The 16,037-nt window shown below is 50.5% G+C and carries 10 protein-coding genes, 1 rRNA gene and 3 riboswitches; of the genes, 2 read left to right on the top strand and 9 right to left on the bottom strand.

The features are described 5' to 3' along the window. The 8 genes from HQN87_RS26375 to HQN87_RS26340 all read right to left on the bottom strand — a co-directional run. Positions 1-116 (bottom strand): 16S ribosomal RNA (locus tag HQN87_RS26375); the annotation flags it as partial. 409 nt (positions 117-525) lie between these two features. Beyond that, the gene (locus HQN87_RS26370) at positions 526-1,335 is read right to left on the bottom strand and encodes a transglutaminase-like domain-containing protein (protein ID WP_173139398.1); all 810 of its coding nucleotides are present in this window, start codon (positions 1,333-1,335) and stop codon (positions 526-528) included. Positions 1,336-1,349: 14 nt separating this feature from the next. Continuing rightward, a riboswitch (cyclic di-GMP riboswitch) is annotated at positions 1,350-1,430 on the bottom strand. A gap of 73 nt (positions 1,431-1,503) precedes the next feature. Next, positions 1,504-1,585: riboswitch (cyclic di-GMP riboswitch) on the bottom strand. A 127-nt stretch (positions 1,586-1,712) separates the two neighbouring features. Continuing rightward, on the bottom strand, positions 1,713-2,366 hold the full coding sequence (locus HQN87_RS26365) for a class D sortase (RefSeq protein ID WP_173139388.1): 654 nt from the start codon (positions 2,364-2,366) through the stop codon (positions 1,713-1,715). A gap of 53 nt (positions 2,367-2,419) precedes the next feature. After that, positions 2,420-2,824, bottom strand: a complete 405-nt coding sequence (locus tag HQN87_RS26360) for a GtrA family protein (RefSeq protein ID WP_173139386.1) — start codon at positions 2,822-2,824, stop codon at positions 2,420-2,422. Next, the gene (locus HQN87_RS26355; protein ID WP_173139384.1) at positions 2,814-3,791 is read right to left on the bottom strand and encodes a glycosyltransferase family 2 protein; all 978 of its coding nucleotides are present in this window, start codon (positions 3,789-3,791) and stop codon (positions 2,814-2,816) included. The genes HQN87_RS26360 and HQN87_RS26355 overlap by 11 nt, the downstream gene beginning before the upstream one ends. A 77-nt stretch (positions 3,792-3,868) precedes the next feature. Continuing rightward, complete coding sequence (locus tag HQN87_RS26350) at positions 3,869-7,705, bottom strand: glycosyltransferase family 39 protein (protein WP_173139382.1); 3,837 nt, start codon at positions 7,703-7,705, stop codon at positions 3,869-3,871. Continuing rightward, entirely contained in the window at positions 7,702-9,696 is a 1,995-nt protein-coding gene (locus HQN87_RS26345; RefSeq protein WP_173139380.1) for a carbohydrate-binding protein, read from the bottom strand. Before HQN87_RS26345 ends, HQN87_RS26350 begins: the two co-directional genes overlap by 4 nt. A gap of 159 nt (positions 9,697-9,855) precedes the next feature. Next, a complete protein-coding gene (locus HQN87_RS26340; RefSeq protein ID WP_173139378.1) occupies positions 9,856-11,256 on the bottom strand; it encodes an NCS2 family permease in 1,401 nt (466 codons plus the stop codon). A gap of 124 nt (positions 11,257-11,380) precedes the next feature. Then, positions 11,381-11,480: riboswitch (purine riboswitch) on the bottom strand. A gap of 673 nt (positions 11,481-12,153) precedes the next feature. Here HQN87_RS26340 and rsgA point away from each other — a divergent pair. After that, the gene (gene rsgA, locus HQN87_RS26335) at positions 12,154-13,227 is read left to right on the top strand and encodes a ribosome small subunit-dependent GTPase A (protein WP_173139376.1); all 1,074 of its coding nucleotides are present in this window, start codon (positions 12,154-12,156) and stop codon (positions 13,225-13,227) included. Then, positions 13,224-14,228 (top strand): aminoglycoside phosphotransferase family protein, encoded by a 1,005-nt coding sequence (locus HQN87_RS26330; protein ID WP_173139365.1) that lies wholly within the window; start codon positions 13,224-13,226, stop codon positions 14,226-14,228. The genes rsgA and HQN87_RS26330 overlap by 4 nt, the downstream gene beginning before the upstream one ends. A 78-nt stretch (positions 14,229-14,306) precedes the next feature. Here HQN87_RS26330 and guaA read toward each other — a convergent pair whose 3' ends face one another. After that, positions 14,307-15,845: a glutamine-hydrolyzing GMP synthase gene (guaA, locus tag HQN87_RS26325; RefSeq protein WP_173139363.1), complete on the bottom strand. Its 1,539-nt coding sequence runs from the start codon at positions 15,843-15,845 to the stop codon at positions 14,307-14,309. Positions 15,846-16,037 lie beyond the last annotated feature (192 nt).

Genomic DNA, 16,037 nt, shown 5'->3' with positions numbered 1-16,037 from the left:
TCACCCGTCCGCCGCTAAGTTAATCTGGAGCAAGCTCCTTCATAACTCCGCTCGACTTGCATGTATTAGGCATGCCGCCAGCGTTCGTCCTGAGCCAGGATCAAACTCTCCAATTAGTATTGAAAAGAGCGATTGCTCATTTTGAAACATCTGACGAGAATTTACATTCTCTACGATGAGATTTCTAAAGCGTCAAGACGCTGTGAAATTCATCATTTTTGGAATTCACTTTCGTGATTTCCGATACTCACTCGTTGTTCAGTTTTCAAAGATCAAGCTCGTTGTCAGCGCCGCTTACCGCGTCACCAGCAACTCTTATAATATATCACGTTCGTTCGAGTAATGCAAGCTTTATTTTGAAATGACTTATTCAAGTAATTTCTCTAAATCCGCACCGCTCCAACAACGCTTATTTATAATAACCTATCTCTCTATGAAAAAGCAACCTTTATCTCAAACAAAAACCCCGCTCAATGTCTAAGCGGGGTGTTCTCTGAAGATACTATTAGATTACATCGTCTATTCTTAGTAGAATTTCGCTGCAGTATATTTGCTAGCTGCTTTGATCAGACCTGTTGAAGCACTGTTCTTACCAAGACCGGCATCCACTGTAGTATCAATTGTTACCCACTTGCCGTTCAGGAACACTTCATTCCAAGCATGGTACGAGGTTACATAGCTTGTATTCCCCATAACCAATTTGGTTGGAATACCTTCGCTGCGAAGCATAGTGGCAAACAAGGATGCATAATCGTAGCAGATCCCTTTATTAGTAGCCAGTGTATTATCGTTGTTCGGAATATAATCGGTTGTAACACTATTAGCCAGGGAGTAATCATATTTCACATTGGCTACGATGTAGTTATAGATGGCTTTAACTTTATCTCCGTCTGATGTCAGACCCTTTGTAAGCTGTGCTGCTTTTTGAACGGATTTATCGGAAGAACTCCACTTCACGTTCTGTACGGAGCTCAAGTATACGGCATTAGCATTGCTCATGGAGAGGGATACCGTTTCAGAAGACAGAACCTTGTATTTGTTGCCAATCGTGTTCTCCAGTACGGAAATCTTATATGAACCATTTCCTTGTTGCAGCGGGAAGGTCTCGTTCGGCTTGGAAGTGTATAAGTTGTAAGTGTAGCTGTTGTTATCCTTGGTGATCATGAGCTTCATCTTCTTGTCCTTAGGAACCTCGTACGAAACTCCGATAACCCCCTGATCCAGCTGTCCTACATTCAACCAGCTTGCATCGGCGTTAGCAGCCTGAGCAGTGCCTGTCTGCACGGAAGTGACAATTACAAAAAGTGTAACCAACATTAAATAAACCTTTTTCATTGGATAAAACCCCTTTCGGTAGCTGGCTGCCATCCTGACGGGAAGGCCCTTTAGCTTTGCGTCCCTACCTTTCGATAGGTTTGCCGTTATCGTATAAGCTTTATCTGTCCAATCTTCCACCATAAAACAAGAGATTCCGATTATGAACAAACAAAAAAAGCCTCTTCATTCGGTAACTGGCTGCCATCCATGACGGGAAGGCCCTGTAGCTTTGCGTCCCTACCTTTCGATAGGTTTGCCGTTTATCGTGTATTAGCTTTGATAGTTATATCTTACCATATCTCTATCTATTATCAAGACCTAAATTGCTAGATTACTACAAAAATATGCTAAAATTTTATGTTTCTCTACCTTTTCTCCGCCTTATCCTATGAGAGTCAGGTTAATTTCGCATGGATGATAAGCCTATGGGTCGGATCTACGAGCGGATCACAGGTAATGAGGGTTAGAATTTTATCATCATCCTTCCCCTTCAGCACAGATACATCGGTCGGCTCAACAATGGATACACCATAGACTACATACTTGTATTCGTGGCCGCTTGTAATAATGGTAATGGTATCCCCCTCGCCGACTTCATTCAGCCTGTTAAACAATCTCCCTGCAGTTCTGGATCTATGTGCCGCAATAGCTGCATTGCCCACCGCGCCGATTGGAGCCGTCTCCTTCATATGCGCTGCAGCATGCTTCATATTATTCTTGGTGGCACCCTCCAGGACAGGCAGCTTCAGATCAATCTTGTCGATTTCAATAATGGCGGTTATCTTACCTCCGACTTCAATGTCAGGGGTGGCAGAGGGCACCGGCTCTTCGGCAGCCGATTCTTCAGCCAGCAGCTGGGTCACCTCCGCATAAGGCTTGCTAAGATCCGTGCCGGCAGGGGCCGTAGCTGAAGGAACGATTTCACTGTAGGCCTGTTCAGCCTCTTCCAGCAGCTTCTGCTGCTGACGGTCATTGTACCACTCGCTTCCTTTGGGATAGAGCATAATCAGAACCCCAGCAAGTATAATCAGATAGGATAACTTCCGCATGACAATCGCCTCCATAATATAGAATATAAGCTTAGCCTTGTGTTATACCTTCATCAGAATACCCACTTACGGCTTCCGAAGAAATTAATAATCACTGTAATGAACGTTACCAGCACTTTGGCCATCAGCACCTGGACTCCCAATCTGTCCGTCAATAGATGAATCAGCACCACCGAAATGCCCAGCACCAGCAGATTCAGCACGATAAACCTCACCAGCTGCATCCGGTCAAAGCGGCCGGCATTCCCTCTGTCCCGGTCACGGAAGGTAACCTTCTTATTCCAGAAAAAGCTGTTGGCGGTACCGGCGCTGTAGGAAATAATCTGCGCAGGAGTGTTCACCATCCCTATGGAATGCAGCAGTGTAAATATCGCAAAATCAATCAACGTGTTGAGCAGGCCCACCGCATTGAACTTCAGAAACTGGATGATGCCTGCGCTCCAGGCCTTATTTTGCATAATCGCTTGCCTTCCGCGTATCTTCTATCTCCGCGTCGGGATACCCTCGGGTCTCGCTCACGATATAGAGCGGTCTGTCCTTCGATTCATCATAGATCCGGCCGATATACTCGCCGATTACGCCCAGCAGCATCAGTACTATGCCGTTAAAGAGCAGGTTCACTCCGACGATGGACGCCCATCCCGGTACAGTCCAGGAGGTGAAGACCTTCTGAAACAATACCAGGAACAGGTAGATGAAGCTGGAGAAGGACAGAAAGAATCCGATATATGAAGCGATTTTGAGCGGCTTGTGTGAGAACGAGGTGATTCCGTCGAGCGCAAACCGGATCATTTTCTTCAGCGGATATTTCGTCTCTCCGGCATAGCGTTCCTCCCGCACATATTCCACCATGGTCTGACGGAAGCCTACCCAGCTCACAAGTCCCCGCACATAACGGTTCTTCTCCTTCAGGCCGCGCAGCACATCACAGACTTTACGGTCGATCAGCCGGAAGTCCCCGGTATCCGTAGGAATCTCCACACTGGTCATACTGCTGAGCAGGCGGTAAAAGATTTTGGCGGTTATTTTCTTGAAGAAGGTCTCTCCGTGGCGCTTCAGCCGCTTGGCATAGACCACCTCATAGCCTTCCTTCCACTTGGCGATCATCTGCAGGATAACCTCAGGCGGGTCCTGAAGATCTGCATCAATTACCACAACCGCCTGACCTTCAGCATAATCCATACCGGCGGTAATCGCCACCTGATGGCCGAAATTACGGGAGAAGTTAATCAGCTTGACATGCTCGTCCGCATTACTGATTCCGCGCATAATCTCAGCCGTACGGTCCCGGCTACCGTCATTGACGAACACGAGCTCATAGGAATCACCGCAATCATCCATTACTTTTTTGAGCCGCTCGTAGGTTACTTGAATGACTTCTTCCTCATTGAACATGGGGACTATTACACTGTATCTGGCTTTCACCTGGGTTCCTCCTAAAATTAATTGTAAGCCACAGCTTCCTTGATGAGCCGGTTCTTGAAGTCCCCTTCCTAAGAAACCTAGAATACCCAGGAAGGGAACCAGCGCAGTACAGTAATGATATAACTGCTGTTAACCTGCATTCCGGATAGCACCGGATAGAACATAACGAACAGGATGGCGGCGGCCGCAACATAGGCGTACCGCAGATATTTGGCACCCTGGAATCTGCCGTCAAGCAGCTTCAGGATGTATACAGTAGAAAGAATCATAAACGGCACCATTGCAAAATAATGGTACAGGAAGGTCTCACGCGGCACAAGCATCCAGGGTACATATTGCGAGAAGAAACCAATCCAGATCATGTACAGGCTCTTGTCCCTGCGCTTCAAGGTAAACCATACGGCTGCCAGCATAGCGAAGATTCCGGTCCACCAGATGAGCGGGTTGCCCATAGTTACTATGCTGCTCGCTTTGCCTTCTGCCAAGCCTTCACCGCCGCTGAAGAACCATACCGGACGTTTCATGAACGGCCACTCCCACCAGGAGGACGCGAACGGGTGTGTCGCTACAAGCTGGCTGTGGTAGTTGTACATATTCTTCTGGGCATCAATCAGCCCCTTTATCGTGAAGCCTTCTGCTGAAGCAGAAAGTGCCGGCACAAAGGAGAGACTATATATGATTCCCGGGATGATCACGAAGAATAAGATACAGCTGGCCAGAGTGATCACCGTATTCTTCCAGAAGGATTGATCCGCTGTCCGGCAGGCGGCTTTGAGCTCCTGCCCGGTCAGCTTGCCTTCCGCCAGCAGACGCCCCGCTGCCTTGTATTCTCTGTAGCGTTCAAACAGCACCAACGCCAGCATAATGGCCAGTCCCGCGCCTCCGTATAGAACGATCCATTTAGAGGCTACCCCGATTCCGAAGAACAGGCCGGACCAGAACAGCGGAACCAGCGTTGTCCGCAGCGGCACACGATAGAAGTTCATCGTGTAATAACGCTGCATGAAGTAGAACATCAGCATAATGAAGAATACGCCGTAGACATCAATGGTGGATATTCGCGTCTGGGTGAAATGCATGAAGTCCAGGGCGAACAGTCCGGCGGCCAGTGCAGCATAGGTAGTCTTACGGAACAGCCGCATAGCCATGATATAGATCAGCGGCAGCATGGCAATCCCGAACAAGGTCCCTATCACCCGCCAGCCGAACGGGTTGACGCCAAACAGCTCCATCCCAACTCCAATCAGCAGCTTGCCGAGCGGCGGGTGTGTATTCTCATAAGGAACAATCCCATGGTAATGTTCATACGCTGTACGGGCATGATAGATCTCATCAAAGTACGTGCTGTTCATGAAATTGGAGTTGTCCGGAATGACCGACTGCTCGTCGAACAGATTGGCCGGTGTTCCTCTTTTGGCAGCTGCTCCCGTATCCGGTACAACATTTGCTATGGTCAGAGGAACCTTCGGTGCCCCCTGCTCATAGAATGCCATTTCATTGAGGGTGAAGCCCGGAGACGTAACCGTGAGCTTGATATATCTTGCCGATACGTTAAGCGGCTGGCTTTTCCAAATGAAGACATTGCCGACATCCTCGCTCACCTCAAGCGGACTGCTCCAATTATCAGGGGTCTGGCTGAATTCCAGCTGAAATTTGCCGGTCCCGACACCGCCGAAGACATTGACCCGCTCAAGCGGATGGTCCTGCCCCAGATCGACATAGAAGCTCTCGCCGCTGGCAGCAGGCTCCCACAATGTCTCAGGTGCCTTGTTATCCCCCAGGTGGTAGAGGGCGAGCGCCCCATAGAGTATGGTGATTGCGATCATCCAGATCCAGTCTCTGCGCTGCAGCTTCAGCGGGGAACGACGCTCCGGCTTGCTAAGCGGCTTAATCCCTTCTGCAAGCAGCAGATCTGCCTCAAAAGCTTCCTGCGGCGTAACAGGTCCAGGCAGGAGCTTCGTGGATTTGCGGATATATACATCGTATCCAATATAGAGCATATATAATGCAAGAATTATAGTGGTAATAGCTGTAACCAGCACAATGCCGTCGGTCGGCGGGTTTCCGCCGGTATTCAGATAAGCCAGTGTATACCCTACGTTAATATATTGGGTCAGGGAGAACCCGAGAAACAGCGTCAGGAACCGCCGGTCCCGGCTCTCCATGAAAGCGAATAAGGACAGAATCAGAACCGGGTATAAGTAACGCTCATGCATCTTGGTACCGAATACGAAGACAATAGTGATCAGCACCATACCTATGAAGTAGGATTTGGAGAGATCCTTACGGTCCTTAGTATTGAAGGAATAATAAGCTGCAAGTGCCACCGCCACCAGGATGAAAATAAAACCCCAGATGCGGTACGGTATGCCTAACCAGGTCACATCCAGGGCCGACCACATCGGATCGGTCAAAGCATACAGATTAAATGCGTTAACCGTAGAGTACGGGTAGGAGGACAGCGTGCTTTTGTATAGATTAATCAATCCCATCAGACCGCCGTTATTCCAGAAGAAAGGGGCTGCGAGGAGAATGAATATCCCCAGTCCGTACACCGCACCCAGCACAAGCTGCTTCCAGGCGCGGTGATGGTAGAAGGCAAGCAGCAGCACCGGCGTGAAGATCAGCGCCTGCGGCTTGATCAGTGTGGCAATGGCAAAGAAGATCGCTGCACGTACAAAGGTTTTGTCGACAATCCCTATAATGCTGAGCATCAGGAAAATAAGGAAAAAGGAATCCGCCTGTCCCCAGGCTGCCGAGTCCATCAGTACGGCCGGATTGAACAGGAACAGCAGCATCAGCCCGATGGCAAGGCCGGAGCCGAGTTTGGGACGCGCGCATTTGTAAATGATCCAGCCGAGTACAAGGTCGGAGATCATCGCGGGCAGCTTGAAGAGAACTGTCTCTGCACCTGATCCGCCGGCAAAATTAAATAATCCTCGAAGCAGACTGAGCAGGTACAGCACATACAAGTAACCCGGAGGATAATCGGCGAAATAACCTTCTTCATAGAATTTGCCCGGACCCAGGTCGGTCAGGCGCTGGCCCCAGGCCATGAATGTATTCATATCATTCTTGTAGCCCTGAGCCGTAAGGCCAATCCAGATCCGCAGGATAAAGGCCACGCCAAACACAACATACAGCCAGCGGGTGTAGATGACATCCTCCTGTCTGAGCAGACGCTCACTGCGGAAGGCTCTGGTGTATAAAAAGGCAAAGAACAAACAGAACGCACCTGAAATCAGCAGCAGCTTGGCCGGTGATACTTTGTGCGGTGTTTCTTCCGGCTTGCCCCCGCCTGCCTCTGCTGCCGGAGCCTGCGCTCCGCTGTCCAGGGAAATGATATTCGAACCCTCTGGAACGGTATCGAGCTGTTCGACGGACAGATCATCGAAATAGGCTTTGCCCTGAATCAGATTGGCATAACCGCCAAGTGCAGCACCGATTCCGGCCGCGGTCTGCTCCTTGCCGGTCTGGCCGATGAACTCCAGATACTGCCATTCCCCGGCGGTATCGCTGGTAGCCGGGTAGCCGCCGCCAATCCCTACAGGGAATATATTGGCGCCGGTTCCCCCGCCTGCCGTACTGACGATTTTGACATAACCCGAGATTCTGTAATAACTCTCCGGTGAGACGGCAACGGTCTGGACCCACTTCAGGTGATTGGGCTGGAGATTCTCAATCACCGCTGCTCTGCTGCCGGAATGAACCTCTTCGGACTGGACAGAGATCGAGCCCGCCGCATCTCCGGAAATCCACATATCCTTGCTCCAGCCTGTAGGCGCCCCGTCCTCACCTTCTTCGAAGCCCGGATTCTGCAATAAGTTCCCTTCGGCATAGATGCTTGTTACAGGAAGAATAAATAATAGGAGCATCAGTATAACGGTTGCCGCTGCACGTACATTCTTGGTCATCGTTCTACCCTCACCTCGTCAATGTTAATCCAGCCATTACCGCCGGTTATGTATACTTCTGCCTGCATCCCCTGCTCCAGAGTGACTGCAGGAAGTGTGACCTGTTGGTACTCTTCCGTTACGGGCAGTTCAGTCTCTGCAAGCACCTTACCCGCTGTACGGATGCCGATCTTCCCGCCGCTGCCGCCTGTACTAACCATGACGGACAGTCTGTAATCACCAGCCGGGGCGGTAAATACCTGTGACACGAGGGTATCGGCTCCGGGATCAAGATACGCCAGCTTGCTTCCGGCGAACGGCTTGTTATCGGCCACTCCCGTACCCGCAGTGAAGGACCAGCCCGCAGCCCCTTCTTCAAACCCCCCATTCATGAATTCAGCTATGGCCGTCCCCTGGGGTGCCGGAAGACCGCCCGTCCCCTCGTTAGTAAGGAGCACACTGTAATTAGCGAACCGTTTGACCGTATATTCCGTACTTGCCGCAGGCGGTGTAGCGTTATTCGCAAAAATATATGCGGCACCGGCAGGCACAGTCCTCATATCATCAAACTTATATCTCCCAAAGGAAGAAACACGCTGGAAGGCTTCTCCCGGATTGGCGTAAACAACGGACTTCAGGAAATCATGCGGATTCATCTGTTCATAGAACAGCACATAAATATAAGGCATATTCACATTATTCGTAACATAGATCTCACCGGTGCTGTGTTCGGAAGCATACTGCACTGCCTCCCCGAACGAATCATAAAAGGCCGGGCCGATTCTCTCAGGGAACTCGCGGAAATAGGCATTAGAGAACAAAACGAACATGATGCCAAACACCGCTACTGCCAGTATCGCAACTCCTTTGACCTTGCCTGCAATCCATCCGAACCCGGCGCATACCAGGATAATGAACGGATAAAAAATAATATTGATCCGGTTGATATTCACGCTTGTAATAAGCGCCATCAGCACGGCGATCAGGAACCAGAGCAGCAGGACTCCCGCACCGGCACTCTCCCGCCGCCTTGTCCACCATGCATGCACGAGGACAATGAACCCGATCAGCGCAAAGGGCAGCGCAACCGGATAAGCATACCCGTACGGAGAAATAGAGTTCCAGGGCAAGCCGTCGCTTCCGCTCAACATCAGCTTGCCGAAGGCGCTGAAGTTATCTGCAGCCGCCTGCCACAGCCGGCCCCCGAACACGGATGAAATCTCCTCCACGCGGGGCATGGTAAGCTTAGGAACAGTGAACAGTGGAGTAGCAATCTCCTGCATAGCGTAACGGTTAATTATAACAAATAGTAGTATAGGTAACGCTATTACCGCAAACCCTGCCAGATTCCACACCAGTGTGCGGAGTCTCAGGACCTTGCTATATAATAGAAGAATTGCCGTACCGAGTGCAAACAACGGTACAAAAAAGTAGGCTGTCCCATAAGCATACAGGGATAGGGCAAGCATTCCGGTAAAAGCGTAAATCCACCCCGGGTTCGTAAAGGAACGCAGCAGGCAGTAGACCGCAATTAATATCATCGTAGGAAACAGATTCGATTCCAGCGCCCACCTGGACATCATAATATGCCAGGGATTAATAGCGATGAAGAACATGGCAATGGCCCCGGCTCCGGGCGAGGCAGACAGCCTTCTCACGATCAGGTAGAAGACAATCATGCCCAGCAGTCCCATAACCAGACTGAGTGCCCGTACCGACAGCGGCGTCAGTCCGAACAACAGAATGAACGGCATGGACAAATAGGCATAGAGTGCATTCTGCCCGCTACCCCAAGCGATAAGATGAATGGGCAGATGAACACCGTTCCGGTCGATCCCATAGTGCAGAATCGCATAGGCATCATAACCGATAGAGGCTTCATCCTGGTTCAGTCCAGGCGGAATAGAAGTTATGTATAGAATACGGACCATTGCTCCAAGCAGAAACAGCAGCAACGGCAAGGGATGCTTAAGGAAGGACCTGTAAGCTCTTGTAAATAAACCCGACACCATTTATCACCTCTTCAACAATATAATCTAAATACTGGTTGATGAAAAGGGTAAAGCAGCGCTTGTGTCCGGCTGCATCTCCCCCGCAAGAACCCAAAAAGAAAACGGCCCCTCCATATAATGAAGGGACCGCAGAAATTATATTCAGATTGGGTGCCGTATTTAGCCTTGGCTGCCGATCAGAACATAACGCAGAACAATCAGAATCGCCAGAACCCACATCATCCAGTGGATATCGTATTTCTTCTTGCCGGCTACATTGGCTACGCAGGCCAGAATCACATAAGTAACGATCCCGAACGAAATCCCGTTAGCAATGTTGTAAGTAAACGGCATAATAACAAAGGTCAGGAAGGCTGGAATCGCAAGCACCATGTCCTGGAAGTCAATGTCGCGGATCGACTGAGCCATCAGAACACCGACAATAATCAGCGCTGCCGCTGTTGCCGGACCCGGGATAAGAGCTACTACCGGAGCAAGGAACAAGGCAAGCAGGAAGCATATCCCTGTTGTTACTGCGGTCAGACCCGTACGTCCGCCTTCAGCCACACCAGCAGCACTTTCAACATAAGCTGTTGTTGTGGAGGTACCCAGCATGGCACCGCCCGCAACAGCTACCGCATCTACGAACATTGCGTTACCGACACGTTTTTTGCCTTCTTCCGGGTTCTTCATGATTCCGGCACGTTCAGCAGTACCTACAAGCGTACCAAAGGTATCGAACAATTCTACAAAGGTAAAGGTGGCAATCGCTGATACGATACCTGTGTGCATAATGCCTTCCCAATCGAATTCCCAGAAGTTGAGCTGTGTGAAGTCAGGAACCCAAGGGGTCTGCGGATTGCTCAGGGAACTGAAATCTACAGCGCCCATCAGAATCGCAGCAAGTGTAGTCCCCAGAATACCGAACAGGATAGCGCCGCGAACACGCAGTACCATTAGAATGGAGATCAGCAGCAGACCGATAATGACGAGCTGAACATTGGTGTTCTCCAGGCTCCCCATATGAATTACCGTCTCAAAAGAAAGTACGTCTGTAAATTTATTAGCGGCGATATCGCTTCCGGCTTCAACGCCGATGGTCATCAGTCCGCTGTTCTTGAGGCCGATAATGGTGATGAACATCCCGATACCGACCGTAATGGCATGCTTCAGGCTGTCAGGAATAGCAGTAAGCAGGATTTGCCGCACCCGGGTTATGGTCAGCAGAATGAAGATGATCCCGGAGATGAATACGGCGGTAAGACCCATCTGCCAGGTGAACTCATGTTCAGTGGTGGCGGAAGACAAGACTACGGATGCGAAATATGCGTTAAGGCCCATACCAGGTGCCAGAGCTACCGGGAAGTTAATGAATACCCCCATGGCAATAGTGAAAATACCGGCTGCCAGCGCTGTAGCGAGGAATACGGAATACCAGCCCATATCAATGCGGCCGAAGGCAGTCAGGGTGCTTGGATTAACCGACAGAATATAAGCCATTGCCATAAACGTGGTTATACCGGCCATGATCTCTGTGCGTACTGTGGTGCCGTTCTCTTTCAACTTGAAAAAGCGGTTCAAATTGTTCTCCCCCTAAGGTTGTATGTTATGCCATCACAGCAATAGAAAGCCGGCATCTATAGAAGACACCGGCCTGATTAAAGAGATTCTTGCCCGCAATACCGGCAATAACCGTTATTCCAGAGTAAGCTGCTCTTCTAATCGTAGCCAGGTCATTACGGTGACCTCGTAGAGACTTCCGGGCCAATCCCCGGAATTATACGAATATATTTGCTGTAGCGCTTTATCATTTTAGGGGCAGATGACAGGGCTTGTCAATGGTAAATACGAACATTGTCCGTCAGGATTACACAATCGTTCGTAAATCGAACACTTTTATGACAAATCCTGCTTGGTTAAGGGATGATCCGCCAAACATCGCATCATAAACGCGGACGGCACTGCACTTCAGTTAAGCTCTATACATATGATGAAGCACTTAGCTCATGATTATAATCAAACTCTACATGGATTTGCATACTAATGTATGTTACTCTGGATGTGCTTAGCGATAAGCATTAAATTTCTTACAAGTTCCTTATCCGAAAGGGGATGTTTCAATTGGCTACTACTTATATGGTGGTTTCAGTTTAAAACTGAATAGCAGGCATATCTCTTAAACAGCGGGCAAATGCCCGTATTATTTGTTATGCCATCCCAAGTAACCTTTCGTGAATATTGCTGTTTGCGGGATACGATGAAGGTCGTATCTTTTTTGCATCTTGATGCCGCGTAGAACAGCAGCTTCTTATTGAGGCTGCTGCTGCGCGGCATTTTTGCGTCCACAAAACAACACAAGTGGAAATGGCTTTGCCGTCCTTTTGAAAGGACGGTACCGTTTCAGCGAGAAATAGAAGAAGAAGTTATAGTGTGCAACATATAAATTCTTATATTTTGATAAGGAGCTAACCCAAACACATGATTGATCTAAAAACCTATGGCTATACAGATATAGAGGAAATCCCCTCCGGGTTATTACCCGGCAGGATTACAGAACTGCGGCGGGAGCGGTTCACTGTTATAACTGCGCAGGGCGAGGTGACGGCTGTACTCAAAGGCTCGTTCTATCACAGTGCCGAGTCACGGAAGGACTTCCCGTGCGTCGGTGATTTCGTCTTGCTGCGCCGCAATGAGAGCGGAGATTCGCTGATTATTACGTTACTCCCCCGCCGCTCCAAATTCTCGCGGGCGAATTATTCAGGTCATGCCGCTGGCTATACCAAAACGATTCTGGAGCAGGTCGTGGCCACCAACTTTGACTATGTATTCATCCTGTCTTTCCTGAACCGGGATTTCAATGTCACCCGCATGATGCGTTATCTGACTCAAGCCCGGCAAAGTGGCGGGCAGCCGGTTATCATTCTGACCAAGGCTGATCTCACCGGGGACTTCAGTCTCCCGCTGGCCGAAGTCAAACAGAGCATACCAGATGTGCCGGTGCACGCCGTATGCAGTCATAACGGTCTGGGGCTGAACGAGCTGGATGCCTATCTTATGCCCGGTAGAACAGTTGTCTTTCTGGGTATGTCCGGTGTCGGCAAATCATCTCTGCTCAATGCGCTGATGGAACGGAAAGTAATGACGGTTAAGTCCATCCGCGAGGACGACAGCCGGGGACGGCATACGACGACACACCGTCAATTATTCATGCTCCCCTCCGGAGCGATGGTAATTGATACACCGGGGATGCGTGAGCTTGGGCTTTTCGATGCAGATGAAGGTATCCGTGCAGGCTTCAGCGATGTGGAGGAACGGTTCGAAGGATGCCGCTTCCATGACTGCCGCCATGAATCCGAGCCGGGGTGCGCAGTTCTCGCTGCGCTTGCTGACGGTTCTCTGCCGCGCGAACGCTGGGAGCGTTATACGGCCCAGCAGCATGAGAATAAATTTGTCCAGGACAAAACGGGCTATCTCATCCACAAAAACGCCCGAAGTCAATCCATCGCGATGCAGAGAAAACAAACGAAGAAAAACGGGGGCTGGAAAAAATGAATATGCATACTGAAGCGTTATATATTGCTCTAAGTCAACTTTTCAAAACAACGATTACATCTGCTGATTCCCAAACGGTCCAGTTACATGGCGGGACTCTGGGGAATGTGCGCCTGGTGACGGGAACAGCCGAAACGGCGGACGGAGAGCACCTGCCGTACCGTATCGTTCTGAAAATCCAGAAGAAATGGGAGCGTTACAATGATCCGGATTCCTGGCGGCGGGAATATGATCTGTATGCTTCCGGACTGGGGGCGACCTTCTCCCATACCTTCCGCTGGCCGGTGTGTTATTACTCTGAGATCAATACGGATGAGGATGAGTGCCAATTGTGGCTCGAATATATCGACGGCGTATCCGGTCTGGACCTGACCGCTGAGATGTATGAACAGGCTGCACTGGAATTGGGCCGCTATCAGGGTAAATTGTATGCCGGGCAGCCTGCGGTATTGCAGAGCCTGACCAACCTGAGCCATGCGGATCTCATGAAGAATACGTATCTGCATTACCGGTCATGGCCGGTCGTCTACGACTATATACGCTCGGAGGAATGCGAATTCCCACAGCACCTGCGGCAAATGCTCATCGACATTGATGATCAGTCGGATGACATTTTTGCCCGCATTGAACAACTGCCCCTCGTGCTGTGCCACCGTGACTTCTGGGTGACCAACCTGATCTGCGAGGGTGAGACCATCGCCCTCATCGACTGGGATACCTCCGGCTGGGGCTACCTGGGTGAGGATATCGCCAGCCTGATTGCGGATGAGGCGGACCCCGATCTCATGGCAGAATACTACCAGCGGTGTATCCCTGCTTATTATCAAGGCTTCTCGGAGTATATAGAGGCACCCCCTATCACCGGTCATTGTGTCTACGAGTTCATCCTGCTCGTATTCGGGTACAGGCTGGTGGAGGCGTATATCCACACCGAGGATGATAACCAGAAGACGGAATGTCTCCGTAAGCTTCAGAAGATCTTTGAACTGAAGGATCTGTAACCGGCACACTGGCAACAAGCAGAAACGGCTACGCTATCCTTTTAAAGGACGGCGTAGCCGTTTTTATATATCCCTTACCTATTCCCACTCAATCGTGGCAGGCGGCTTAGAAGTAATGTCGTACACGATGCGGTTCACGTTGTCGACTTCGTTGACGATACGCACGGAGATTTTCTCCAGCACATCCCATGGGATACGCGCCCAGTCGGCTGTCATGCCGTCAATGGAAGTTACGGCACGGATACCTACAGTGTAGGAGTACGTACGCTCGTCCCCCATAACCCCAACACTCTTCATGTTAGGCAAGGCGGTGAAATACTGCCAGATCTCGCGGTCCAGACCGGCCTTGGCAATCTCCTCACGTAGGATATAGTCGGAGTCGCGGACAATGGTCAGCTTCTCTTCGGTCACTTCACCCAGCACACGAATCGCCAGTCCCGGACCCGGGAAAGGCTGACGCCATACAATCGCATGTGGCATACCAAGCTCTTCACCCAGCTTACGGACTTCATCCTTGAACAGGGTGTTCAGCGGCTCAATCAGACTGAACTTCATATCTTCCGGCAGTCCGCCCACATTATGGTGCGACTTGATGGTCTGCGCCGTTGCTGTGCCGCTCTCCACAATATCGGTATACAGTGTGCCTTGGGCCAGGAATGCAAAATCCCCCAGCTTGGCCGATTCTTCGTCGAAGCAATAAATGAACTCATTGCCGATGATCTTCCGTTTCTGTTCAGGGTCGGACACACCGGCCAGCTTGCCGAGGAAGCGGTCACGGGCGTCGATTTTGACAACATGGATATCGAACTTGCCGACAAAGGTCTCCATTACGCTCTCTGCTTCCCCTTTGCGCAGAAGGCCGTGATCAATGAACATACATGTCAGCTGATCGCCGATGGCCCGGTGAATCAGCATAGCTACAACAGAGGAATCTACACCGCCGCTGAGTGCGCAGAGCACCTTACGGTCGCCGACCTTATCACGGATATCCTTGATGGCATCTCCAATGAACGACTCCATGGTCCATTTGCCCTCGCAGCCGCAGACCTCGTACAGGAAGTTTGAGATCATCTCGTTCCCTTTCACGGAGTGGCGTACCTCAGGGTGGAACTGAACGGCGAAGAATTTGCGTTCGTCATTGCTCATCGCTGCAATCGGAGCGCTCTCTGTTCCGGCATCCAGCTTGAAGCCTTCCGGAAGCTCCACCACATGGTCGCCGTGGCTCATCCATACCGTCTGTTTGCTCTCCAGACCCGCGGCAAGCACGGAGCTAGGTGCGAATTCAACGTCCGCTTTGCCGTACTCGCGTTTGGCTGAGCGTTCCACCTTGCCTCCCTGCTGCTGCGCCATCAACTGCATACCGTAGCAGATTCCGAAGATCGGAAGTCCCAGTTCATAGATGGCCGGATCTACATGCGGCGCATCCTCGGCGTAGACACTGCTGGGTCCGCCCGAGAATACAATCCCTTTTGGCGATAAGGCCTTAATCTTCTCCATCGGTGTATTGTACGGCAGAAGCTCGCTGTATACCCCCAGGTCACGAATTCTGCGCGCGATAAGCTGGTTATACTGTCCCCCGAAATCCAGAACAACGATCATTTCATTTGGCTTGTTCATTACTTGCCTCCCTTGATTATTGGATTCATTATACTCATGGTTAATTCTCATCGTCAAGGAAAGGAGACGCCTCCGCTTCAAGGTTTCGATGTCTATGTGGCGGGGGACGGGGAGGGATGCGTTTAGCTCGGAGCGTAGCGGATGGAAGCAAGTGGAATTTGTACAACTATTCTGGCGTTTTAGGCGTAATTA

The organism is Paenibacillus tritici (assembly GCF_013204885.1).
In the GTDB taxonomy this organism is placed as follows: Bacteria; Bacillota; Bacilli; order Paenibacillales; family Paenibacillaceae; genus Paenibacillus_AQ; species Paenibacillus_AQ tritici.
This window is presented reverse-complemented; position numbering and strand designations above follow the sequence as displayed.

Coding starts and splice junctions, on each gene's coding strand:
- HQN87_RS26345 (WP_173139380.1), bottom strand. CDS start 9,696: ATGGTGTCGGGTTTATTTACAAGAGCTTACAGGTCCTTCCTTAAGCAT.
- HQN87_RS26330 (WP_173139365.1), top strand. CDS start 13,224: ATGAATATGCATACTGAAGCGTTATATATTGCTCTAAGTCAACTTTTC.
- HQN87_RS26360 (WP_173139386.1), bottom strand. CDS start 2,824: ATGCAAAATAAGGCCTGGAGCGCAGGCATCATCCAGTTTCTGAAGTTC.
- guaA (WP_173139363.1), bottom strand. CDS start 15,845: ATGAACAAGCCAAATGAAATGATCGTTGTTCTGGATTTCGGGGGACAG.
- HQN87_RS26370 (WP_173139398.1), bottom strand. CDS start 1,335: ATGAAAAAGGTTTATTTAATGTTGGTTACACTTTTTGTAATTGTCACT.
- HQN87_RS26350 (WP_173139382.1), bottom strand. CDS start 7,705: ATGACCAAGAATGTACGTGCAGCGGCAACCGTTATACTGATGCTCCTA.
- rsgA (WP_173139376.1), top strand. CDS start 12,154: ATGATTGATCTAAAAACCTATGGCTATACAGATATAGAGGAAATCCCC.
- HQN87_RS26365 (WP_173139388.1), bottom strand. CDS start 2,366: ATGCGGAAGTTATCCTATCTGATTATACTTGCTGGGGTTCTGATTATG.